Below are 20,199 nucleotides of genomic sequence, written 5' to 3'. Positions count from 1 at the left end.
TTCCTCCACCCCACCAGAAGGATGTCGCCATGTTCCGCCTGACTACTCTGCTCGCCGGCCTGGTCCTGTCCAGCCAGGTGTTCGCCCTCTCGCTCTCCGACCTGTCGCAGACCGATGCCAGCGGCGGACTCAAGGACGCCCTCGCCCAGGGCGCCAAAGTCGCCGTGCAGCAGCTCGGCAAGCCGGGCGGTTTCAGCAACAACGACGAGGTGCGCATCGAGCTGCCGGGCAAGCTCGGCAAGGCCGCCAAGACCATGAAGATGATGGGCATGGGCGCCCAGGTCGACGCGCTGGAAACCAGCATGAACAAGGCCGCCGAGGCCGCCGTGCCGCAAGCCCAGGCGCTGCTGGTGGATGCGGTGAAGAAGATGACCGTGACCGACGCCAAGAGCATCCTCGCCGGCCCGAAGGACTCGGCGACGACCTACCTGGACAAGACCAGCCGCGAGCAGATCCGCGCCAAGTTCCTGCCCATCGTCAAGCAGGCCACCGACCAGGTCGGCCTGGCCAAGCAATACAACAGCTTCGCCGGACAGGCCGCCGCCTTCGGCGTGGTCGACGCGAAGAGCGCCAACATCGAAAGCTATGTCACCGAGCAGGCGCTCAACGGCCTGTTCGAGATGATCGCCAAGCAGGAAGCGAGCATTCGCGATAACCCCGCAGCAGCCGCCACCAGCCTGGCGAAGAAGGTCTTCGGCGCCCTCTGAGTGCAGCGCCGCACGCGGCGGCCGACGCGCTGCGGCAGCATCTTCCCGCCGGAATCCCGGATAAAAAAAAGGCCACCCGAAGGTGGCCTCAAGAAAAACGAAAGGGAGAGTGTTGCCCTACACCGCCGCGACGGGACGCATGTAGGAAATCGGCGCGCTCTGGGCGTCTTCGAACGTCACCACTTCCCAAGCATCCTTTTGCGCGATCAGCGTGCGCAGCAGGAGGTTGTTCAGTGCATGACCCGATTTGAAGCCTTGAAACTCGCCAATCAGGCTGTTACCCAGCAGGTAGAGATCGCCGATGGCATCGAGAATCTTGTGTTTGACGAACTCATCCTCGTAACGCAGGCCGTCCTCGTTCAACACGCGGTTCTCGTCGACCACGATGGCGTTTTCCACGCTGCCGCCGAGTGCCAGGTTCTGCGAACGCAGGTACTCGATGTCACGCATAAAGCCGAATGTCCGCGCCCGGCTGACTTCCTTGACGAACGAGGTGCTGGAAAAATCCACGCTCGCGGTCTGGGTGCGGTTACGGAACACCGGGTGGTCGAAGTCGATCTCGAAACTCACCTTGAACCCGTCGAAGGGCACGAAGGTGGCGCGCTTGTCGCCTTCTTCCACGGTTACTTCACGTTTGATGCGGATGAATTTCTTCGCCGCTTCCTGCTCCTGCAGCCCTGCGGACTGGATCAGGAACACGAACGGACCGGCGCTACCGTCCATGATCGGAACTTCCGAAGCGGACAGTTCCACATAGGCGTTATCGATGCCCAGGCCGGCCATGGCCGAAAGCAGGTGCTCCACGGTGTCCACCTTGGTCTCACCCTTGAACAGGGTGGTCGACATGGTGGTTTCGCCAACGTTCTCGGCCCGTGCGGGGATTTCCACGGTCGGGTTGAGATCGGTGCGACAGAACACGATTCCGGTATCCACAGGGGCCGGTTTCAGGGTCAGGTAAACCTTCTCCCCGGAGTGCAAGCCGACGCCCGTGGCACGGATGGTGTTCTTCAGGGTGCGTTGTTTGATCATGGCTTTGGCCGCTTTTGCGCTATCGAGAATTGTTGTCAACAATGGCCGGGAATGTTAGCAGAACCGGCCTTTGCTGAACACCAATCACCACAATGCGCCTGATACATTCCATTAATCAGCCTGGCGACGCAGGAACGCCGGAATATCCAGATAATCCAGGTCGTCATGCGGGTTCAGCTTGGCGGCGGTGGCGCTGCCGTGGTTCTGACGCATGACGGTAGGACGATCCAGATCGCGGTAGTTGACGGCGGCTTCCTGGCGCGCCGGAGCGGGCTGGGCAGCGGCTGCAGCGGGCTGCACGGTGTTGTCGATGACCTTGACCGGCTTCTCGATCTTCGCGCCCAGACCGGTCGCGACCACGGTGACGTGCAGCTCGTCGCGCATGTCCGGATCGATGACGGTACCGACCTTGACGGTGGCGTGTTCGGACGCGAACTGCTCGATGATGTTACCGACGTCGGAGTACTCGCCCAGCGAGAGGTCGGGACCGGCGGTGATGTTGACCAGGATGCCGCGGGCGCCCTGCAGGTTGACGTCTTCCAGCAGCGGGTTGCGGATCGCCGCTTCGGTAGCTTCGCGGGCGCGGTTCGGGCCGCTGGCGCAACCGGTGCCCATCATCGCCATGCCCATCTCGCTCATCACGGTTTTCACGTCGGCGAAGTCGACGTTGATCATGCCGGGACGCTTGATGATGTCGGAGATACCGCGAACGGCGCCGGACAGCACGTCATCGGCCTTGGCGAAGGCGGACAGCAGGCTGGCGTCCTTGCCGAGGATGGTCAGCAGCTTCTCGTTGGGGATGGTGATCAGCGAGTCGACGCTGTCGGACAGCGCGCGGATGCCTTCGTCGGCGATCTGCATGCGCTTGCGACCTTCGAACGGGAACGGACGCGTGACCACGGCCACGGTGAGAATGCCCATTTCCTTGGCGACCTGGGCGATCACCGGAGCGGCGCCGGTACCGGTACCGCCGCCCATGCCGGTGGTGATGAACACCATGTCGGTGCCCTGCAGCACTTCGGCGATGCGCTCGCGGTCTTCCATCGCAGCCTGACGGCCGACTTCCGGGTTGGCGCCCGCGCCGAGACCCTTGGTCACGCCTGGGCCGAGTTGCAGCACGGTGCGCGCGGAAATGTTCTTCAGCGCCTGTGCGTCGGTGTTGGCGCAGATGAACTCGACGCCTTCGATGTTGTTCTTCGCCATGTGATTGACGGCGTTACCACCGCCACCACCGACACCGATGACCTTGATTACTGCGCTTTGCGGGATGTTGTCTACGAGCTCGAACATGGTCCCCTCTCCTTTCATTTTCTAGTTGTATTGCCAACAGCACACTTAATTTCAGAAATTGCCCTGGACCCAGCGCTTGAGCCGCTCCAGAACAGGTGTCTTGGTTTCTTCGCTGTAGTTGCCGACGCTGGACATGGAAATGCCGTCGTTCTGCTTTTGCAGACCGTAAAGCAGCAGGCCCACGCCTGTGGAATAGATGGGGTTGCGGACGACGTCCGCGAGGCCCTTGACGGTGTGCGGAACACCCAGCCGTACCGGCATGTGGAAGATTTCCTCGGCCAGTTCGACCGCGCCTTCCATCTTCGCCGTGCCGCCGGTCAGAACGATCCCTGCGGGGATCAAGTCCTCGTAACCACTGCGTCGCAGCTCGGCCTGGATCAAGGTGAAAAGCTCGTCATAACGGGGTTCGACCACTTCGGCCAGAGCTTGTCGGGAGAGTTCCCGGGGTGGGCGGTCGCCCACGCTGGGAACCTTGATGGTCTCTCCAGCGCCAGCCAGCTTGGCCAGGGCGCAAGCATATCGAATCTTGATCTCCTCGGCATACTGCGTCGGTGTACGGAGCGCCATCGCGATGTCGTTGGTGACCTGGTCGCCGGCGATCGGGATAACCGCGGTGTGGCGGATCGCGCCTTCGGTGAAGATGGCGATGTCGGTGGTGCCGCCGCCGATGTCGACCAGGCAGACGCCCAGTTCCTTCTCGTCGTCGGTGAGCACCGAGTAGGCCGACGCCAGTTGCTCAAGAATGATGTCGTCGACTTCCAGGCCGCAGCGACGCACGCACTTCTCGATGTTCTGCGCCGCGTTCACCGCACAGGTCACCACGTGCACCTTGGCTTCCAGGCGCACGCCGGACATGCCCAGCGGCTCGCGCACGCCTTCCTGGTTATCGATAACGTAGTCCTGCGGCAGCGTGTGCAGCACGCGCTGGTCGGCGGGGATCGCCACGGCCTGGGCGGCATCGAGCACACGCTCCAGGTCGGCGGGGCTGACTTCACGATCGCGGATGGCGACGATGCCGTGGGAATTCAGGCTGCGGATGTGGCTGCCGGCGACGCCGACGAAGGCCGAGTGGATGCGGCAACCGGCCATCAGCTGGGCTTCTTCGATGGCCCGCTGGATCGATTGCACGGTGGACTCGATGTTCACCACGACGCCTTTCTTCAGGCCGCGCGACGGATGCGTACCGATGCCGACGATTTCCAGTTGGCCATCGGCCGACACCTCACCCACCAGCGCCACCACCTTGGAGGTACCGATGTCGAGGCCGACGATCATCTTGCCGCTTTGCACGCTTGCCATGGCTATTGTCTTCTCCTCAATTCACGACCGGCTTGGCTGCTGCCGCCGTGTCCGGCGCCGGCTCACGCCACGCCACGGCGAGGCCGTTGGAGTAACGCAGGTCGATGCTCTTGATGTTCGCTAGTTCCGGCTTCAGCGCCTTCTCGTAGATGGCGGTGAAGCGACGTATTTTTTCAACCATGTTATCGCGGCCCACGAACAGCTCGATGTGCTCGCCGCCGTCGTTCACGGCCATGGAGACGAACCAGCTGCCGCGCTCGCGCAGTTCCAGGCGCTGCACCGAGAAGCCCAGCGGACGCAGCAGCTGGCTGATCACCTGGTACTGCTGCATGACCTGCTGCTGGGCGCGCTGCGGCCCGGACAGCTGCGGCAGGTGTTCGTAGTTGGCCAGCTCGCGTGGCTCGAAGGCCTCACCGGCGTTGTTCAGCAAGGCGCCCTCGCCCCAGCGGGCGATCGGCAGTTGCTCGTCCAGGCGCACCAGCACCTGATCCGGCCAGACGCGGCGCACTTCGGCGTGGGCGATCCAGGGCATGCGCTCCAGTTCGCCGCGCATACCGGCGAGGTCGACGGTGAAGAAGCTCGCCGAAATGAACGGCGCGATGCGCTGTTGCACGGCCTGCTGGCTGATGTAGCTGAGGTCCCCTTCGACGCTGATCTTGGCGATCGGCCGGTCGGCGTAAGGCAGCAGTTTCTGCGACAGCTCGTAGGCACCGAAGCCCAGGCCGATCAGCAGCAACGGCCAGCCGAGGCGCTTGACCAGGCTGAAGTTCGGCTTCGGCAAACGCTCGGACAGCGGCTGCTTGGCCACCATGCGGCTGGCGCCACGCGGCGGCGCCTTGCCGCGCAGAGGCGCGCGACCGATGGGCTGATGGGGATGACGCAGCAGGACGCCGTGCATGTCAGTACCTCGCCTCGAAGCTGTCGGCGAGGATCGACAGCACCAGTTGCTGGAAATCCAGGCCAGCCGCGCGAGCGGCCATCGGAACCAGGCTGTGGTCGGTCATGCCGGGAGCGGTGTTCACTTCGAGCAGCCAGAACTGGCCATCCTCGTCCTGCATCACGTCGACGCGCGCCCAACCCTGGGTGCCGACGGCTTCGCAGGCTTTCGCGGTGAGGGTCTTGAGTTCCTCTTCCTTGGCCGCATCGAGGCCGCAGGGAATCCGGTACTGGGTGTCGGACGCCAGGTACTTGGCGTCGTAGTCGTAGAAAGAATGCGGAGTGCCGAGGGCGATCGGCGGCAGAACCTCACCGCGCAACACGGCGATGGTGAACTCCGGGCCGTGGATCCACTGTTCGACGAGAACCTGCGAATCGAACTGTTTGGCGGCCTGCCAGGCATCGATCAATGCATCGATGTCGTTCACCTTGGCCATGCCGATACTTGAACCTTCATGCGCGGGTTTGACGATCAAAGGGAAGCCCAGTTCCGTCGCCGCCGACCGGCAGTCGGATTCGTCGCGCAAAATCGCGTGATGCGGCGTCGGCAGGCCGAGGCTGCTCCACACCTGCTTGGTGCGCAGCTTGTCCATCGCCAGCGCGGAGGCGAGGATACCGCTGCCGGTGTAGGGGATTCCGGCGCACTCAAGCAGGCCCTGCATGGCGCCATCTTCGCCGCCGCGGCCGTGCAGGATGATGAACGCGCGGTCGATCTTTTCCTGCGCCAGACGCTGCACGAAATCGGCGCCGACATCGATGCCGAAGGCGTCGACACCGGCCGCCTGCAGGGCGCCGAGCACCATCGCCCCGGATTTCAACGATACCTCGCGCTCGGCGCTCAGGCCGCCGAACAGCACGGCGACACGGCCAAAGGCTTTGGGATCGACGCGGTTCATTTCGAGGTCCTCTCGGCGGCGAACAGGGGGCTTTTCAGCAGTTGCGGGGCCAGCCCGCCGATGTCACCGGCGCCCTGGCAAAGCAGAATGTCGCCCGCGCGCAGCAGCGGCTTGACCAGCGGCGCCAGCTCGACGCCGCGCTCGATGTAGATCGGGTCCAGGCGGCCGCGCTGGCGGATGCTGTGGCACAGGTTGCGCGCATCGGCACCGGGAATCGGCTCTTCGCCGGCCGGGTAGATTTCCATCAGCAACAGGACATTGGCGTCGCCGAGCACCTGGACGAAGTCGTCGTAGAGGTCGCGGGTGCGGGTATAGCGGTGCGGCTGATAGACCATCACCAGGCGGCGCTCGGGCCAGCCGTCGCGTACCGCGGCGATCACCGCGGCGACTTCGCGCGGGTGATGGCCGTAGTCGTCGACCAGCATCACGCTGCCGCCGTCCACTGGCAGTTCGCCGTAGACCTGGAAGCGCCGGCCGACGCCCTGGAAGTCGGCCAGACCGCGCACGATGGCATCGTCGTCGATGCCCTCGTCACCGGCGATGGCGATGGTTGCCAGGGCGTTGAGCACGTTGTGCTTGCCGGGCATGTTCACCGACACGGCCAGCGGTTCGTGATCCGGACGCAGCACGGTGAAATGGGTCCGCATGCCTTCCTGGCGAACGTCGATCGCACGCACGTCGGCCGCCTCGCCGAAGCCGTAGGTCACGGTCGGACGGGCGATCTGCGGGAGGATTTCGCGCACCACCGGGTCGTCGTTGCAGACCACGGCGAGGCCGTAGAACGGCAGGTTGTGGAGAAACTCGACGAAGGTCTTCTTCAGCTTGTTGAAGTCGCCTTCGTAGGTCGCCATGTGGTCGGCGTCGATGTTGGTGACCACCGCGACCATCGGCTGCAGGTGCAGGAAGCTGGCATCGCTCTCGTCAGCCTCGGCGATCAGGTAGCGGCTGCTGCCGAGCTGGGCATTGGTGCCGGCGGCGTTCAGGCGGCCACCGATGACGAAGGTCGGATCGAGACCGGCGGCGGCGAACACCGAGGCCAGCAGGCTGGTGGTGGTGGTCTTGCCGTGGGTGCCGGCAACCGCGATGCCGTGGCGATAGCGCATCAGCTCGGCGAGCATTTCCGCGCGCGGCACCACGGGAATACGCTGCTCCAGGGCCAGCGCGACTTCCGGGTTACTGGTGTTCACCGCGCTGGAAACCACCAGCACATCGGCGCCCGCCACGTTGCCCGCCTGGTGGCCGAGGAAGATCTCGGCACCGAAGCTCTGCAGGCGCTCGGTAACGGCCGAGGCCTTGAGGTCGGAGCCGGAGACTTCGTAGCCGAGGTTGAGCAGTACTTCGGCGATACCGCACATGCCGGCGCCACCGATACCGACGAAGTGCACGCGACGGATGCGGCGCATGCGCCGGACTTCGGCCTTGACCGCTGCGGGGGACTTAGCCATGGGCCACCTCCAGGCAGATATCCACCACGGCACGGGTGGCATCGGGTTTGGCCAGGCGCCGGGCGATCGCGCCCATCGCCTCGAGTTTCTCGGGTTGCATCAAAACCTCGGTCAGCTGCGCGGCGAGCTTCGCCGCGTCGGTCGTAGCTTGCGGCAAAAGGACGGCAGCGCCCTCCCTCGCCAGATAGTCGGCATTGCGGCTCTGGTGGTCGTCGATCGCGTGCGGCAGCGGGATCAGGAACGCCGGAAGCCCGGCGGCGGCCAGCTCGCTGACGGTCAGCGCACCGGCACGGCAGATCACCAGGTCGGCCCAGGCGTAGGCGCGAGCCATGTCGGCGATGAACGGTGCGACCTGCGCGTCGACACCGACCGCGCGATAGCGCTCGGTGGTGACCTCGGCATGCCGCTTGCCCGCCTGATGGAAGACTTCCGGACGCAGTTCGGCGGCGACCGAACCCAGCGCCTCGGGTAGCAGCTTGTTCAGCGGCTCTGCGCCGAGACTGCCACCGAGCACCAGCAGGCGCGGCTTGCGGCCGGCCAGCGCATCGCGCGGGGTCTCCAGGAACAACTCCTCGCGCACCGGATTGCCGGTGGTACGGCGTTTGGCGGAGGCACCGAAGGTGTCCGGAAAGGCTTCGCAGATACGCGCGGCAATCGGCGCCAGCAGGCGGTTGGCGGTTCCGGCCACGGCATTCTGCTCATGGACGATCAGCGGCGAACCGGCCAGCCGCGCAGCGACGCCGCCGGGGCCGGTGACGTAGCCGCCAAGGCCGAGCACGCACACTGGGTTCAGCTGGCGAACCACCTTGCGCGCCTGCCAGAGCGCGCGCAGCACTTGCAGCGGGGCCTTGAGCAGCGAGGCGAACCCCTTGCCGCGCAGGCCGCTGACCTGGATCAGGTGCAGCGGCAAGCCGGCCTGTGGCACCAGTTCGTTCTCGATGCCGTTGGGCGTGCCGAGCCAGTGCACGGCGTAGCCGCGCGCCTGGAATTCGCGGGCGCAGGCCAGCGCGGGGAATACGTGTCCGCCGGTGCCACCAGCCATGATCAGTACGTTAGCGGCCATGCAGTGGCTCCTCCTCGGCGAAATCCGCTTCGGAAAATTCCGTTTCCTCGCTGCCGAGCAGGCTGCGCCGCTCCCACTCGATACGCAGCAGCAGGCCGAGGCTGACGCAGCAGATCACCAGCGAGCTGCCGCCATAGCTGAGGAACGGCAGGGTCAGGCCCTTGGTCGGCAGCAGGCCGACGTTCACCCCGATGTTGATCAGGAACTGACCGATCCAGAGGAACGCCAGGCCGTAGGCGACATAGGCGGCGAAGAACTGCTTGGCCTTCTCCGCCCACAGGCCGATGTAAAGCGCACGGGCGCTGACGAAGCAGAACAGCGCGACGGTCGCCAGCGCGCCGACCAGGCCGAGTTCCTCGGCGAGCACCGAGAAGACGAAGTCGGTGTGCGCTTCGGGAAGGTAGAACTGCTTCTGGATGCTGTTGCCCAGGCCGACACCGAACCACTCGCCGCGGCCGAAGGCGATCAGCGCCTGGGTCAGCTGGTAGCCGGAGCCGAACTGGTCGGCCCAGGGGTCGGTGAAGGTGACCAGTCGCGCCATCCGGTAAGGCTGCGCCTGCACCAGGACGAACACCGCGCCCACCGCCAGAGCGACCATCAGGCCGAAGCGGAACAACCCGACGCCGCCGAGGAAGAGCATCCCGGCCGCCGCGCCCATCATCACCACGGTGGCGCCGAAGTCGGGTTCCAGCAGCAGCAGGCCGGCCATCGGCAACAGCACGATGAACGGCTTGAAGAAGCCCATCCAGCTCTCGCGAACCTCTTCCTGGCGCCGCACCAGATAGCCGGCGAGGTAGATCACCACGAACATCTTGGCGATTTCCGAGGGCTGCACGTTGAACATGCCGAAGCCGATCCAGCGCATCGAGCCGTTCACTTCGCGGCCGATGCCGGGAATCAGCACCATCACCAGCAGCGCGATGGCGCCGATCAGCAGCATGCCGCCGAGGCGCTGCCAGGTGGCCAGCGGAATCATCATCACCACCGCGCAGGCGACGAAGCCGATGCCGAGGTAAACCAGGTGGCGGATCATGTGATAGAGCGGGTTGCCGGAGGACGCCGCGGCGACTTCCGAGGACGCCGAGGTGATCATCACCAGGCCGAGGCCGAGCAGCGCCAGGCAACCGGCGAGCAGCGGGAAATCCATGTCCATGCCGCGGCGGCCGGCCAGCGGCGACGGGTACGGGCGAAGGAAGCCGAAGAGTGCCTGGCTCATTGGCTCAGCCCTCCCACGGCCTGGGCGAACAGGCGTCCGCGCTCTTCGAAATTCTTGAACATGTCGAGGCTGGCGCAGGCCGGGGACAGCAGCACGGCATCACCCGGCAGAGCCAGTTCGGCGCTGCGCCGCACCGCCTCGTCGAGGCTCGCCACGCGTACCTGCGGCACACCTTCGCCCAGCGCGGCGCCGAGGCGTTCGGCGTCGCGACCGAGCAGCACTACCGCGCGGCAGAAACGTTGCACCGGCGCTCGCAGCGCGGAGAAATCGGCACCCTTGCCGTCGCCGCCGGCGATCAGCACCAGCTTGCCGTCGATGTCCGCGCCCAGGCCTTCGATGGCCGCCAGCGCGGCGCCGACGTTGGTCGCCTTGGAATCGTCGTAGTAATTCACCGCGGCACGCTCGCCGACCCACTGGCAGCGATGCGCCAGACCGCCGAAGGCTTTCAGCGCCGCGAGCATGCTTTCCATCGGCAGCCCGACAGCATGACCGAGGGCCAGGGCCGCCAGCGCGTTGGACTGGTTGTGCGCGCCGCGGATCTTCAGGGCGCTGGCCGGCAGCAGGGGCTCGAACTGGAACGCCAGCCACTTCTCGCCGTCATGCTCGATCAGGCCGAAACCGCGGATGTCCGGTTTGCCCAGGCCGAAGGTCAGGCGCGGCAGGTCGTCCGCCACCAGCGGGCGCGACAGCGCGTCGTCGCGGTTCACCACCACCTGGCGTGCGCCGCGGAAGATCCGGTGCTTGGCCAGGTGATAGGCCGGCAGCCCGCTGTAGCGGTCCATGTGGTCTTCGCTGACGTTGAGGCAGGTGGCCACTTCGGCATTCAGTTGTTCGGTGGTTTCCAGCTGGAAGCTGGACAACTCGATGACGTACAGCTCGACCGCATCGTCGAGCAGGTCCAGCGCCGGCTGGCCGAGGTTGCCGCCGACGGCGACGCGCTTGCCGGCCGCCACGGCCATCTCGCCGACCAGGGTAGTCACGGTGCTCTTGGCGTTCGAGCCGGTGATCGCCACGATCGGCGCCTTGGCGTGCCGGGCGAACAGCTGGATATCGCCGGACAGCGACACGCCACGCGCCTTCGCCGCCTGCAGCGCCGGAGTGGCGAGCGCCAGGCCGGGGCTCACGTAAAGCTCCTGGGCGCGGCAGAGGAAGTCCACGTCGAGCTCGCCGCAGCGCACTTGAACCTGCGGATACTCCGCCTGCAGGGTCGCCAGCTCCGGCGGATTCGCGCGCGTGTCGGCGACGGCGAAGGGCACCCCCTGGCGCGCGAGGAAGCGCACCAGGGACATGCCGCTCTTGCCGAGGCCGACGACGATGCGGAATTGGTCGGAAGCGATCAGGCTCATCGGTATCTCGTTCCTCAACGCAGCTTCAGGGTGGCGAGGCCAACCAGCACCAGGATCACGGTGATGATCCAGAAGCGCACGATCACGCGCGGTTCGGGCCAGCCCTTGAGTTCGAAGTGGTGGTGGATGGGCGCCATGCGGAACACGCGCTTGCCGGTCAATTTGAAGGAGGCGACCTGGATGATCACCGACAGGGTTTCCATGACGAACACGCCGCCCATGATGAACAGCACCACTTCCTGGCGGACGATCACGGCGATGGTGCCGAGCGCGGCGCCCAGCGCCAGCGCGCCGACGTCACCCATGAAGACCTGCGCCGGGTAGGTGTTGAACCAGAGGAAACCAAGGCCGGCGCCGATCAGCGCGCCGCAGAAGATGATCAGCTCACCGGCGCCAGCGACGTAGGGAATCAGCAGGTACTCGGAAAAGTTCGTGTTGCCCGACAGGTAGCAGAAAATGCCCAGCGCGCCGCCGACCATCACGGTTGGCATGATCGCCAGGCCGTCGAGGCCGTCGGTGAGGTTGACCGCGTTGCTCGAGCCGACGATGACGAAATAGGTCAGCACGACGAAACCGGCGCCCAGCGGAATGCCGACGCTCTTCACCATCGGCAGGATCAGCGTGGTCTCCACGGGGGCCTTGGCGGTGAGGAACAGGAAGATCGCCGCGCTCAGGCCGAACACCGACTGCCAGAAGTACTTCCAGCGGCTCGGCAGTCCGCGCGAGTTCTTCTCGATCACCTTGCGGTAGTCGTCGACCCAGCCGATGGCGCCGAACGCCAGCGTCACCAGCAGCACGGTCCACACGTAGCGGTTCGACAGGTCGGCCCAGAGCAGCGTGCTGATGGTGATAGCCGAGAGGATCAGCGCACCGCCCATGGTCGGCGTGCCCTTCTTCGACAGGTGCGACTGCGGTCCATCGTTGCGCACCGCCTGGCCGATCTGGCGCAGTTGCAGGGTGCGGATCATCCACGGGCCCAGGCACAGCGCCAGCGACAGCGCGGTGAGCACCCCCAGGATGCCGCGCAGGGTCAGATACTGGAATACCGCGAATCCCTTGTAGAACTGTTGCAGGTACTCCGCCAGCAGCAGCAGCATGATCAGTGTGCCTCCGTTGCGCACAGGGCCTGGACGACGTTTTCCATCGCCGCGCTACGCGAACCCTTGATGAGAATGGTGGTTTCCGCGGCCTGCTCGGCGCGGATCGCTTCGATCAGGCTGGCCTGATCGGGAAAATGCCGGCCCGCGGCGCCGAACGCGGCGACCGCGTGGGCCATGTTCGGACCGACCGCATAGAGTGCGTCGACCTTGCCGACGGCATAGGCGCCGACATCGCGGTGGCCCTGCTCGGCCCACCGGCCGAGTTCGCCGATGTCGCCCAGGGCCAGCACCTTGCGCCCGTCGAAACCGGCGAGGATGTCGATGGCGGCGAACATCGACGCCGGGTTGGCGTTGTAGGTGTCGTCGATCACGCGCACGCCGTTCGGTGCCAACTGCGCCACCGCGCGTCCCTTGACCGGCTGCACGCTCTGCAGACCGGCGACGATCGACGCCAGCGGAACCCCGAGCGCGTGCGCGGCGGCGGCGGCGGCCAGGGCGTTGGCGACGTTATGCAGGCCGAGCAGGTTGAGCTGGACGCGCGCGGAGCCAGCCGGCCCGCGCAGCGTGAAAGCCGGGCAACCGCGCACATCGCGCGACAGCGCGTCGGCATGGAAGTCGGCGCCGGCGTCGTTCAGCGCGAAGCTGATGACGCGGCGTCCGGCGGCGCGCGTCGTCCAGATGGCGAACGCCTTGTCGTCGCGGTTGAGCACGGCGATGCCGTCCGCCGGCAGACCTTCGAGGATCTCGCCCTTGGCTTCGACGATCTTGTCCGGACCGCCGAACTCGCCGACATGGGCCAGCCCGGCATTGTTGATGATCGCCACGTGCGGCCGGGTCAGGCCGACGGTGTAGGCGATTTCGCCCAGCCGCGAGGCGCCGAGTTCGATCACTGCCGCCTGGTGTTCCGCGCCCAGCTCGAGCAGCGTCAGCGGCGCGCCGAGATCGTTGTTCAGGTTGCCGCGGGTGGCCAGGGTCGGCCCCTGCACGCGAAGGATCGCGGCGAGCAGCTCCTTTACGCTGGTCTTGCCGCTGGAACCGGTGACTGCCGCGACCTGGCCGCCGAAGGCATCGCGGTTGAGCGCACCGAGGCGACCGAGCGCCAGCCGGGTATCCGCCACCAGCAGTTGCGGCAGCGGCACGTCGGCCACTTCGCGCTGCACGAGGGCGGCGACCGCGCCTTTGGCGGCGACTTCGGCGAGGTAATCGTGGCCGTCGAAATTCGGTCCGACCAGGGCGATGAACAGTTGCCCCGGCTGGATCGCGCGGCTGTCACTGCTGACGGCGGCGAAACTGACGTCGGCGCCGATAAGGCGGGCGTTCAGCGCAGCGGCGACTTCGCTCAGGAAAAGAGGCTTAAGCATGGTTCTGCTCCCAGGCGGCCAGCGCAGCGGCGGCTTCCTGCAAGTCGGAGAACGGCTGGCGCACGCCGGCGATCTCCTGGTAATCCTCATGGCCCTTGCCGGCCAGCAGCACCACGTCGCCCGGCTTGGCGCTCGCGACCAGACGAGCGATGGCGGCGCCGCGGCCTTCGACGAATTCGGCGTCATCCGGCGCGCTGAAACCGGCGCGGATGTCGTCGAGGATCGCCGCCGGGCTCTCGTTACGCGGGTTGTCGTCGGTGACCACCACGCGATCGGCCAGCCGCTCGGCGATCGACGCCATCAGCGGGCGCTTGCCGCGGTCACGATCGCCACCGCAGCCGAACAGGCAGAGCAGTTCGCCCTGCACATGCGGGCGCAGCGCTTCGAGCACCTTTTCCAGCGCATCCGGCGTGTGCGCGTAATCCACCACCAGCAGCGGCTGCGAGCCGCCACCCAGGCGCTGCATGCGCCCTACCGGACCCTGCAGCTGCGGCATCACCGCGAGGATTTCATCCAGCGGGTAGTCCATGCCCAGCAGCGCGCCGACCACCGCGAGCAGGTTGCTCAGGTTGAAGCGGCCAAGCAGCGAACTGCGCAGCAGGCCTTCGCCGTACGGCGTCACCAGCTCGGCGCGCACGCCTTCGTCGCTGAAGCGCGCCTGGCGGCAATAAAGGTAGGCGGACGCATCGTCCAGGCTATAGCCGATCAGGCGCGAATCGCTACGTTGTGCGGCCAGCTCGCGGCCGAAGGCGTCGTCCTGGTTCAGCACCCGGCAGCGCAAACCCGGCCAGGCGAACAGGCGCGCCTTGGCGGCGCCGTAGGCCTGCATGGTGCCGTGGTAGTCGAGGTGATCGCGGGACAGGTTGGTGAACACCGCGATGTCGAAGGCCAGCGCGGCCACGCGCCCCTGGTCCAGCCCGTGCGAGGACACTTCCATCGCCACGGCGCGGGCGCCGGCCTGCTTCAGGTTGGCCAGGGTGGCCTGCACCGAAACCGGATCGGGCGTGGTGTGACGGCCGCTTTCCAGGGCGTGGTGGAACCCGTTGCCGAGGGTCCCGACAATGCCGCAACGCTCGCCGAGACGATCCAGCGCCTGGGCGATCAACTGGCTGACGCTGGTCTTGCCGTTGGTTCCGGTGACACCGATCAGGCGCATCGCGCGGCTCGGCTCGCCGTAGAAACGCCCGGCGATGGCCGAGAGCTGTGCGGAAAGGTTCTTCACCGGCAACAGCACCGCATCGCCCTCGGGCAGTGCCGGCGCGCCTTCGCTTTCATAGGCGACGGCGGCAGCGCCACGGGCGATGGCATCGGCGATATGGATGCGACCGTCCTGGCTCAGGCCGGGCACGGCGAGGAAAAGGTCGCCGGCACGCACGGTGCGGCTGTCCAGGGTCAGTTCGCGGATCATCGCGGGGTGGCCGCTTTCGGGCAGCAACTTGTTCAGGGGCATGGTCATCAGCCGCGACCTCCCTGGACGGTCTTCGCATCGGCGGCCTGCACCTCGGTGGGCGGCGGCAGGTTGTCCGGTGCGATGTTCATCAGGCGCAGCGCGCCGGACATCACCCGGCTGAACACGGGCGCGGAGACCAGGCCACCGAAGTAGCCGCTCTTGCTCGGTTCGTCGATGACGATGGCCATGGCGATGCGCGGGTTGCTCATCGGGCCGAAGCCGGCGAACAGCGAGCGGTAGGCGTTCTCGGTGTAGCCCTTGGTGCCAACCGAGGCCTTGCGCGCGGTACCGCTTTTGCCGGCGACGTGGTAGCCCGGCACCTGCGCGCGATAGACGCCGCGCGGCGCCTCGATGACCTGCTGGAGCATGCCCTGCATGGTCTTGGCGACGTCCTCGGGGATTACCTGGGCGCTGTCCGGCGTGCGGTCGACGCGCGCCAGTGAGAGCGGCACGATGCGGCCGTTGTTGGCCAGTGTGGCGTAGGCGTGGACCAGCTGGATCGCCGTCACCGACAGGCCATAGCCATACGACAGGGTGGCGGTCTCGGCCTGTTTCCAGTCGCGATGGCTGGGCAGGTTGCCGACGCGCTCGCCGGGGAACCCGAGGCCGGTGTCCTGGCCGAAGCCGACTTTCTGCATCATGTCGTGGATGGCTTCGCCGCCGATGTCGAAGGCGACCTTGCTCATGCCGACGTTGCTGGAGTTGATCAGGATGCCGGTCAGGTCGAGGGTGCGACCCTCGGTCTTCGACACGTCCTTGATGGTGTAGCGACCGATCTGCAGCGATCCCGGCCAGACGTCGACGGTGTCGCTGGGCTTCCAGCGACCGCTCTGCAGCGCGGCGCTCATCGACAGCGGCTTCATCGTCGAGCCGGGCTCGAACACGTCGATCATCGCCCGGTTGCGCATGGCGGCCGGCTGCAGGTTGCGGCGGTTGTTCGGGTTGTAGGTGGGCTGGTTGACCATGGCCAGGATTTCCCCGGTCTTCACGTCGACCATCACCAGGCTGCCGGCCTTGGCGCCGAACTCGACCAGCGCGTTGCGCAGCTCGCGGTGCGCCAGGTACTGCAGACGCAGGTCGATGGACAGCGACAGCGCCTTGCCGGCCTTGGCGTTGCGGGTGACCTGCAGATCGCGGATCAGATGGCCGCGGCGGTCCTTGAGCACCTGGCGTTTGCCCGGCACGCCGGCCAGCCACTGATCGAAGGACAACTCGACGCCCTCGCGGCCGCGATCATCGACATCGGTGAAGCCGACCACGTGGGCGGTGACTTCGCCCGCCGGATAGAAGCGACGGAATTCCTCGATGGAGTAGACGCCCGGCACCTTGAGGTCGAGCACGCTCTGCCCCTGCTCGGGCGTCAGGCCGCGCACCAGGTACATGAATTCGCGGTCGGCGCTTTGCGCCAGGCGCTCGCTGAACGCCTTCGGCTCCTGGCCGAGTGCCGCGGCGAGGGCCGGCCACTGGTCACGCGCGGCCTGCAGTTCCTTGCCGTTGGCCCACAGCGTGGTTACTGGCGTACTGACCGCCAGCGGTTCGCCGTTGCGGTCGGTGACCAGGCCGCGGTGCGCCGGGATCGGCATGGTACGAACGCTGCGCGCGTCGCCCTGCCCCTGGAGGAAGTCGTGGTCGAACACGTGCAGGTCGACGATGCGCCAGACGATGGCCGCCACCATCAGGCCGAGCAGCGCCAGCACCAGGCGGAAACGCCAGGGATAGAGCGCGCCTTCGAGGCCGGTCATGGCGCCACCAGACGGATTTCAGCGGCCTGCGGAACGCGCATCTTGAGCTGTTCGGTGGCCAGGGTTTCGATACGGTTGTGCGCCGTCCAGGTGCTTTGCTCGAGGATCAGGCGGCCCCACTCGGCCTGTGCCTTGTCGCGCACGCTGAGTTCGGCATAGAGCGAATTGAGCAGCAGGCGATTCCAGTGCGCGCTGTAGGACACCGCGATCGCCGACACCAGCACGCCAATGAACAGGATCAGCATCAGCAGGCTGCCGGTCGGCAACGGTTTGGAGAACGAACGGCTCATCGCAGTTTCTCCGCGACGCGCATCACCGCGCTGCGCGAGCGCGGGTTGGCCTTGGTCTCGGCGTCGGAAGCGTACTGCGGCTTGCCGAGCAGTTTCAGGCGCGGCTCGAAGGCCTTTGGAATGATCGGCAGGTCGCGCGGTAGCTTGTCCGCTTCGCCCTTGGCGTGCTTGCGCATGAACTGCTTGACGATGCGGTCCTCGAGCGAATGGAAGCTGATCACCACCAGCTTGCCGCCGACTTCGAGGGCTTCCAGCGCTGCGTCGAGGCCGCGCTCGAGATCGCCGAGCTCGTTGTTGATATGGATGCGCAGGCCCTGGAAGGCACGGGTCGCCGGGTTCTTGCCCTTTTCCCAGGCCGGATTGGCCTCGGTCAGCACGGCAGCGAGGTCCCCGGTACGGGTGAACGGCGTCTGTTCGCGACGCTGCACGACGGCGCGCGCCATGCGCTTGGCGAAGCGCTCCTCGCCGTAGTCCTTGAACACGCGGGCGATTTCTTCGTCGCTGGCGGTGGCGATGAACTGGGCCGCACTGATGCCACGGCTCGGGTCCATGCGCATGTCCAGCGGACCGTCGTTCAGAAAGCTGAAACCACGCTCCGGGTCGTCCAGTTGTGGCGAGGAAACCCCGAGGTCCAGCAGGATGCCGGCGACCTTGCCGTCCAGCCCGCGAGCCCGGACCTCATCGACCATTTCGGCAAAGCTGCGTTGTACAACGACGAAGCGGCCGTCTTCGGCCGCTAGCGTTTGTCCCGTGGCGATCGCCAGTGGGTCCTTGTCGAAGCCCAGTAGACGCCCGCTCGAGTCGAGTTTTTCCAGGATCAGCCGGCTGTGTCCGCCACGCCCGAAGGTGCCATCGATATAGCAGCCACCCACGCGGACATCGAGGCTGTCGACGGCCTCGTGCAGCAGAACGGTGATGTGGCGGAAGTCGCTGGTCATCGGGCTCACAGGATCAGGTCACGCAGTTCGTCCGGCAGCGCGCCGGGTTGTTTGAGAGCGGCGAGATCGGCGTCGGAAACCGCGTTCCAGGCGTCCTCATCCCACAGCTGGAATTTGTTCAGCTGACCCACCAGCATCGCGCGCTTGTCCAGCTTGGCGTACTCGCGCAGTCGCGGCGGAACCAGGAAGCGACCGCTGCCATCGAGCTCGAGATCCACCGCGTTACCGATCAGCAGGCGCTGCAGGCGACGGTTCTCTTCACGCAGGGAGGGCAGTTCACGCAGCTTGGTTTCGATCAGTTCCCATTCGGGAAGGGGGTAGACACAGAGGCAGGGGTCGACGGCGTCGATGGTCACGATGAGCTGGCCAGAGCAACGCGAAACGAGCTCGTCACGATACCGGCTCGGCATCGCGAGTCGCCCTTTGGCGTCGAGACTGATGGCGTTAGCTCCGCGGAACAAGGTTGCGCTTCCCCAATAATTAGCTTTCCGTGCCCAAATAACCCACTTCGTGCCACTTCGTACCACTTCCGCACACTATAGAAATGCACGCACCCCATCGTCAAGGCACGCAAAGAGGTAAAAAACCCTTATGTGTCGGTGATTTAGAGATAAGAAGTCGGAGTTGGGACGAGCCCGGAAGAGGGATAAGGCTTAAATAGCGAATACGCGCAAGAACCTGAACTTCAAACTTAAAGTGATTTATTAAGAGTGGGCTCTTGCGGCGATCTGACAGGCGGGGAATACGGCAGAAAAAGAGGTGGAGAGTCGATCTGTAAGCCGGGTTCTGTCGAGGACAGTCATTCCTCTACGACGTACATCGCTGCACGCCTTTAGCAACCTACCCGGTTCCAGCGCGGGCCACGCCAATGGAACCCTATTTGGTCTTGCTCCGAGTGGGGTTTACCTAGCCACGGACTGTTGCCAGCCGTGCGGTGCGCTCTTACCGCACCTTTTCACCCTTACCGGCGCCGAAGCGCTTAGGCGGTTATTTTCTGTGGCACTTTCCGTAGGCTCACGCCTCCCAGGCGTTACCTGGCACTCCGCCCTATGGAGCCCGGACTTTCCTCCCTCCCATATTGCGGAACAATATGGAACAGCGACTGTCCGATCGACTCTCCGCCGGCAAGGGTATCTGCAGGCCGGATAACGAACAAGCCCCGTTTCACTTCTGGCGCTCGAGCGCGACCTGGTAAAGCAGGTTCTTGCGCACGCCCGTGATCTCCGCCGCCAGCGCCGCGGCCCGCTTGAGCGGCAGCTCGCCAAGCAGGAGATCGAGCACCCGCAAGGCTTCCGCGCTCACCGCGTCCTCACCTTCCGGCGCTTGCCATCCGGAAACCAGCACCACGCACTCGCCGCGCTGCTGGTTGCTGTCCGCCGCGATCCACTCGTGCAATTCGACCAGCGGCAGCCCCCTGATGGTCTCGAAGGTCTTGGTCAACTCTCGCGCCAGCACGGCCTGGCGCTCGTCGCCGAACACCGCCCGCATGTCCTCGACACACTCGAGAATGCGGTGCGGCGCCTCGTAGAAGATCAGCGTGCGCGGCTCTTCCTTGACCTGCTCCAGGCGCGCGCGCCGGGCGGCCCCTTTGGCCGGCAGGAAACCCTCGAAGATGAAGCGATCCGACGGCAGCCCCGCCGCGGACAGTCCGGCAATCAGTGCGCAGGCGCCCGGCACCGGCACCACGGCAATTCCCGCCGCACGCACCTGGCGCACCAGGTGGAACCCCGGATCGGAAATCAGCGGCGTTCCGGCGTCGGAGATCAACGCGACATCCTCACCGGCCTGCAAACGCGCGAGGAAGCGCCCGCCATGCTCGCGCTCGTTGTGCTCGTGGCAGGCCGCCAGCGGCGTGGAGATGCCGAAGTGCTGCATCAGCCGCGCGGAATGCCGGGTGTCCTCGGCCGCGATCAGCGCCACGTGACGCAGGATAGCCAACGCCCTGGCGCTGATGTCGTCCAGATTGCCGATCGGCGTGGCGACCACATAGAGCGTACCGAACTGGGAATCCCGGGCAGCGGAAGTTGTCACAACACACCTCGCCATTGGCGCAAAAGCACGCATTGTAGCCCGTTTCAGGCACCCGACATC

Annotated in this window: 18 protein-coding genes and 1 other RNA gene; 1 reads left to right on the top strand and 18 read right to left on the bottom strand. The window is 65.9% G+C overall.

Features of this window, described 5'->3' with window-relative positions; all coding sequences use genetic code 11:
- Positions 1–29 precede the first annotated feature (29 nt).
- Positions 30–707 carry a DUF4197 domain-containing protein gene (locus BLV15_RS08480; RefSeq protein WP_090226583.1) on the top strand — a complete coding sequence of 226 codons (678 nt, stop codon included), beginning with the start codon at positions 30–32 and terminating at the stop codon, positions 705–707.
- Between the two features lie 117 nt (positions 708–824).
- Here BLV15_RS08480 and lpxC read toward each other — a convergent pair whose 3' ends face one another.
- From lpxC to rsmI, 18 genes are all read right to left on the bottom strand, one after another.
- Positions 825–1,736, bottom strand: a complete 912-nt coding sequence (gene lpxC / locus BLV15_RS08475) for a UDP-3-O-acyl-N-acetylglucosamine deacetylase (RefSeq protein WP_090226580.1) — start codon at positions 1,734–1,736, stop codon at positions 825–827.
- A 111-nt stretch (positions 1,737–1,847) separates the two neighbouring features.
- The gene (gene ftsZ, locus BLV15_RS08470) at positions 1,848–3,026 is read right to left on the bottom strand and encodes a cell division protein FtsZ (protein WP_090226578.1); all 1,179 of its coding nucleotides are present in this window, start codon (positions 3,024–3,026) and stop codon (positions 1,848–1,850) included.
- A gap of 51 nt (positions 3,027–3,077) precedes the next feature.
- Entirely contained in the window at positions 3,078–4,325 is a 1,248-nt protein-coding gene (ftsA, locus tag BLV15_RS08465) for a cell division protein FtsA (RefSeq protein ID WP_090226575.1), read from the bottom strand.
- A 16-nt stretch (positions 4,326–4,341) separates the two neighbouring features.
- Positions 4,342–5,223 carry a cell division protein FtsQ/DivIB gene (locus BLV15_RS08460; protein ID WP_090226572.1) on the bottom strand — a complete coding sequence of 294 codons (882 nt, stop codon included), beginning with the start codon at positions 5,221–5,223 and terminating at the stop codon, positions 4,342–4,344.
- Between the two features lies 1 nt (position 5,224).
- Positions 5,225–6,157: a D-alanine--D-alanine ligase gene (locus tag BLV15_RS08455; RefSeq protein WP_090226570.1), complete on the bottom strand. Its 933-nt coding sequence runs from the start codon at positions 6,155–6,157 to the stop codon at positions 5,225–5,227.
- On the bottom strand, positions 6,154–7,602 hold the full coding sequence (murC, locus tag BLV15_RS08450; protein ID WP_090226567.1) for a UDP-N-acetylmuramate--L-alanine ligase: 1,449 nt from the start codon (positions 7,600–7,602) through the stop codon (positions 6,154–6,156). Before murC ends, BLV15_RS08455 begins: the two co-directional genes overlap by 4 nt.
- A complete protein-coding gene (gene murG, locus BLV15_RS08445) occupies positions 7,595–8,665 on the bottom strand; it encodes an undecaprenyldiphospho-muramoylpentapeptide beta-N-acetylglucosaminyltransferase (RefSeq protein ID WP_090226564.1) in 1,071 nt (356 codons plus the stop codon). Before murG ends, murC begins: the two co-directional genes overlap by 8 nt.
- Positions 8,655–9,881, bottom strand: a complete 1,227-nt coding sequence (ftsW, locus tag BLV15_RS08440; RefSeq protein ID WP_090226562.1) for a putative lipid II flippase FtsW — start codon at positions 9,879–9,881, stop codon at positions 8,655–8,657. The genes murG and ftsW overlap by 11 nt, the downstream gene beginning before the upstream one ends.
- Positions 9,878–11,227, bottom strand: coding sequence for a UDP-N-acetylmuramoyl-L-alanine--D-glutamate ligase (gene murD, locus BLV15_RS08435; protein ID WP_090226559.1), 1,350 nt, complete (start codon positions 11,225–11,227; stop codon positions 9,878–9,880). Before murD ends, ftsW begins: the two co-directional genes overlap by 4 nt.
- Before the next feature lie 14 nt (positions 11,228–11,241).
- The gene (gene mraY, locus BLV15_RS08430) at positions 11,242–12,324 is read right to left on the bottom strand and encodes a phospho-N-acetylmuramoyl-pentapeptide-transferase (RefSeq protein WP_090226557.1); all 1,083 of its coding nucleotides are present in this window, start codon (positions 12,322–12,324) and stop codon (positions 11,242–11,244) included.
- 2 nt (positions 12,325–12,326) lie between these two features.
- Entirely contained in the window at positions 12,327–13,688 is a 1,362-nt protein-coding gene (locus tag BLV15_RS08425) for a UDP-N-acetylmuramoyl-tripeptide--D-alanyl-D-alanine ligase (protein WP_090226555.1), read from the bottom strand.
- Entirely contained in the window at positions 13,681–15,144 is a 1,464-nt protein-coding gene (locus tag BLV15_RS08420; RefSeq protein ID WP_090226552.1) for a UDP-N-acetylmuramoyl-L-alanyl-D-glutamate--2,6-diaminopimelate ligase, read from the bottom strand. The genes BLV15_RS08425 and BLV15_RS08420 overlap by 8 nt, the downstream gene beginning before the upstream one ends.
- Complete coding sequence (locus BLV15_RS08415; RefSeq protein ID WP_090226550.1) at positions 15,144–16,880, bottom strand: peptidoglycan D,D-transpeptidase FtsI family protein; 1,737 nt, start codon at positions 16,878–16,880, stop codon at positions 15,144–15,146. Before BLV15_RS08415 ends, BLV15_RS08420 begins: the two co-directional genes overlap by 1 nt.
- Positions 16,877–17,170 carry a cell division protein FtsL gene (gene ftsL / locus BLV15_RS08410; RefSeq protein WP_090226546.1) on the bottom strand — a complete coding sequence of 98 codons (294 nt, stop codon included), beginning with the start codon at positions 17,168–17,170 and terminating at the stop codon, positions 16,877–16,879. The genes BLV15_RS08415 and ftsL overlap by 4 nt, the downstream gene beginning before the upstream one ends.
- Positions 17,167–18,108, bottom strand: coding sequence for a 16S rRNA (cytosine(1402)-N(4))-methyltransferase RsmH (gene rsmH, locus BLV15_RS08405; protein ID WP_090226543.1), 942 nt, complete (start codon positions 18,106–18,108; stop codon positions 17,167–17,169). Before rsmH ends, ftsL begins: the two co-directional genes overlap by 4 nt.
- Positions 18,109–18,113: 5 nt before the next feature.
- A complete protein-coding gene (gene mraZ, locus BLV15_RS08400) occupies positions 18,114–18,569 on the bottom strand; it encodes a division/cell wall cluster transcriptional repressor MraZ (protein WP_090226541.1) in 456 nt (151 codons plus the stop codon).
- Positions 18,570–18,867: 298 nt separating this feature from the next.
- Positions 18,868–19,226, bottom strand: an RNA gene (gene rnpB, locus BLV15_RS08395) — RNase P RNA component class A.
- A 46-nt stretch (positions 19,227–19,272) separates the two neighbouring features.
- On the bottom strand, positions 19,273–20,139 hold the full coding sequence (gene rsmI, locus BLV15_RS08390; RefSeq protein ID WP_090226538.1) for a 16S rRNA (cytidine(1402)-2'-O)-methyltransferase: 867 nt from the start codon (positions 20,137–20,139) through the stop codon (positions 19,273–19,275).
- Positions 20,140–20,199: the final 60 nt, after the last annotated feature.

It is taken from the genome of Pseudomonas kuykendallii, assembly GCF_900106975.1.
GTDB classification, from domain to species: Bacteria; Pseudomonadota; Gammaproteobacteria; order Pseudomonadales; family Pseudomonadaceae; genus Pseudomonas_O; species Pseudomonas_O kuykendallii.
This window is presented reverse-complemented; position numbering and strand designations above follow the sequence as displayed.

What these genes read in the sequence shown, in the direction of transcription:
- BLV15_RS08420 (WP_090226552.1), bottom strand. Translation starts at nt 15,144, where the DNA reads ATGACCATGCCCCTGAACAAGTTGCTGCCCGAAAGCGGCCACCCCGCG.
- murG (WP_090226564.1), bottom strand. Translation starts at nt 8,665, where the DNA reads ATGGCCGCTAACGTACTGATCATGGCTGGTGGCACCGGCGGACACGTA.
- ftsL (WP_090226546.1), bottom strand. Translation starts at nt 17,170, where the DNA reads ATGAGCCGTTCGTTCTCCAAACCGTTGCCGACCGGCAGCCTGCTGATG.
- murC (WP_090226567.1), bottom strand. Translation starts at nt 7,602, where the DNA reads ATGGCTAAGTCCCCCGCAGCGGTCAAGGCCGAAGTCCGGCGCATGCGC.
- ftsA (WP_090226575.1), bottom strand. Translation starts at nt 4,325, where the DNA reads ATGGCAAGCGTGCAAAGCGGCAAGATGATCGTCGGCCTCGACATCGGT.
- ftsZ (WP_090226578.1), bottom strand. Translation starts at nt 3,026, where the DNA reads ATGTTCGAGCTCGTAGACAACATCCCGCAAAGCGCAGTAATCAAGGTC.
- rsmH (WP_090226543.1), bottom strand. Translation starts at nt 18,108, where the DNA reads ATGACCAGCGACTTCCGCCACATCACCGTTCTGCTGCACGAGGCCGTC.
- mraY (WP_090226557.1), bottom strand. Translation starts at nt 12,324, where the DNA reads ATGCTGCTGCTGCTGGCGGAGTACCTGCAACAGTTCTACAAGGGATTC.
- BLV15_RS08460 (WP_090226572.1), bottom strand. Translation starts at nt 5,223, where the DNA reads ATGCACGGCGTCCTGCTGCGTCATCCCCATCAGCCCATCGGTCGCGCG.
- lpxC (WP_090226580.1), bottom strand. Translation starts at nt 1,736, where the DNA reads ATGATCAAACAACGCACCCTGAAGAACACCATCCGTGCCACGGGCGTC.
- murD (WP_090226559.1), bottom strand. Translation starts at nt 11,227, where the DNA reads ATGAGCCTGATCGCTTCCGACCAATTCCGCATCGTCGTCGGCCTCGGC.
- BLV15_RS08455 (WP_090226570.1), bottom strand. Translation starts at nt 6,157, where the DNA reads ATGAACCGCGTCGATCCCAAAGCCTTTGGCCGTGTCGCCGTGCTGTTC.
- BLV15_RS08480 (WP_090226583.1), top strand. Translation starts at nt 30, where the DNA reads ATGTTCCGCCTGACTACTCTGCTCGCCGGCCTGGTCCTGTCCAGCCAG.
- BLV15_RS08425 (WP_090226555.1), bottom strand. Translation starts at nt 13,688, where the DNA reads ATGCTTAAGCCTCTTTTCCTGAGCGAAGTCGCCGCTGCGCTGAACGCC.
- ftsW (WP_090226562.1), bottom strand. Translation starts at nt 9,881, where the DNA reads ATGAGCCAGGCACTCTTCGGCTTCCTTCGCCCGTACCCGTCGCCGCTG.
- BLV15_RS08415 (WP_090226550.1), bottom strand. Translation starts at nt 16,880, where the DNA reads ATGACCGGCCTCGAAGGCGCGCTCTATCCCTGGCGTTTCCGCCTGGTG.